Source organism: Escherichia albertii NBRC 107761 = DSM 17582 (genome assembly GCF_000759775.1).
GTDB classification, from domain to species: domain Bacteria; phylum Pseudomonadota; class Gammaproteobacteria; order Enterobacterales; family Enterobacteriaceae; genus Escherichia; species Escherichia albertii.
In genome coordinates this window covers 1-1,230 of sequence record NZ_BBMY01000223.1, presented here as the reverse complement: position 1 = coordinate 1,230, position 1,230 = coordinate 1, and the positions used below count along the sequence as shown (strand labels likewise).

At 49.3% G+C, this 1,230-nt stretch carries 3 pseudogenes; 2 read left to right on the top strand and 1 reads right to left on the bottom strand.

The window, feature by feature from the left end:
* Nucleotides 1-427: pseudogene (locus tag EA14781_RS22190) on the bottom strand (transposase domain-containing protein); the annotation flags it as partial.
* On the opposite strand from EA14781_RS22190, the pseudogene EA14781_RS25945 reads away from it, so the two are divergent.
* Nucleotides 415-495 (top strand): annotated as a pseudogene (locus EA14781_RS25945) (hypothetical protein); the annotation flags it as partial. The pseudogenes EA14781_RS22190 and EA14781_RS25945 overlap by 13 nt on opposite strands.
* Nucleotides 492-1,230: pseudogene (locus tag EA14781_RS22180) on the top strand (IS30-like element IS30 family transposase); the annotation flags it as partial. The pseudogenes EA14781_RS25945 and EA14781_RS22180, both read left to right, overlap by 4 nt.

The following is a 1,230-nucleotide window of genomic DNA, read 5'->3' as shown; positions in this document are numbered from 1 at the left end:
TGTACGTCACGTCGCCGCACCATACCTGATTTGGCTCTGTCACTGCGAACTGCCGCCCAAGGTGATTCGGGATAGTGACATGTTCACGACCACCTCGTTTATAATGGTGCGCAGGCTGCTGGCAACTGACCAGTCCCAGTTCTTTCATGAGCCTGCCGGCAAGCCAGCGCCCCATTCTGAAGCCTCTCAGGGTTGCCATTGTGGCGATGCTTCTTGCCCCGGCAGAACCATGGCTGATGTTATGCAACTCAAGTACCTGACTGCGTAATACAGCCCGTCTGCCGTCTGGTTTTTCAGGACGGTTTTTCCAGTATCTGTAGCTGCTGCGATGAACCCCGAACACATGGCAGAGTGTGACCACAGGATAATGCGCTCTGAGTTTCCCGATTATCGAGAACTGTTCAGGGAGTCTGACATCAAGAGCGCGGTTGTAGATTCAATTGGTCAACGCAACAGTTATGTGAAAACATGGGGTTGCGGAGGTTTTTTGAATGAGACGAACATTTACAGCAGAGGAAAAAGCCTCTGTTTTTGAACTATGGAAGAACGGAACAGGCTTCAGTGAAATCGCGAATATCCTGGGTTCAAAACCCGGAACGATCTTCACTATGTTAAGGGATATTGGCGGCATAAAACCCCATGAGCGTAAGCGGGCTGTAGCTCACCTGACACTGTCTGAGCGCGAGGAGATACGAGCTGGTTTGTCAGCCAAAATGAGCATTCGTGCGATAGCTACTGCGCTGAATCGCAGTCCTTCGACGATCTCACGTGAAGTTCAGCGTAATCGGGGCAGACGCTATTACAAAGCTGTTGATGCTAATAACCGAGCCAACAGAATGGCGAAAAGGCCAAAACCGTGCTTACTGGATCAAAATTTACCATTGCGAAAGCTTGTTCTGGAAAAGCTGGAGATGAAATGGTCTCCAGAGCAAATATCAGGATGGTTAAGGCGAACAAAACCACGTCAAAAAACGCTGCGAATATCACCTGAGACAATTTATAAAACGCTGTACTTTCGTAGCCGTGAAGCGCTACACCACCTGAATATACAGCATCTGCGACGGTCGCATAGCCTTCGCCATGGCAGGCGTCATACCCGCAAAGGCGAAAGAGGTACGATTAACATAGTGAACGGAACACCAATTCACGAACGTTCCCGAAATATCGATAACAGACGCTCTCTGGGGCATTGGGAGGGCGATTTAGTCTCAGGTACAAAAAACTCTCATT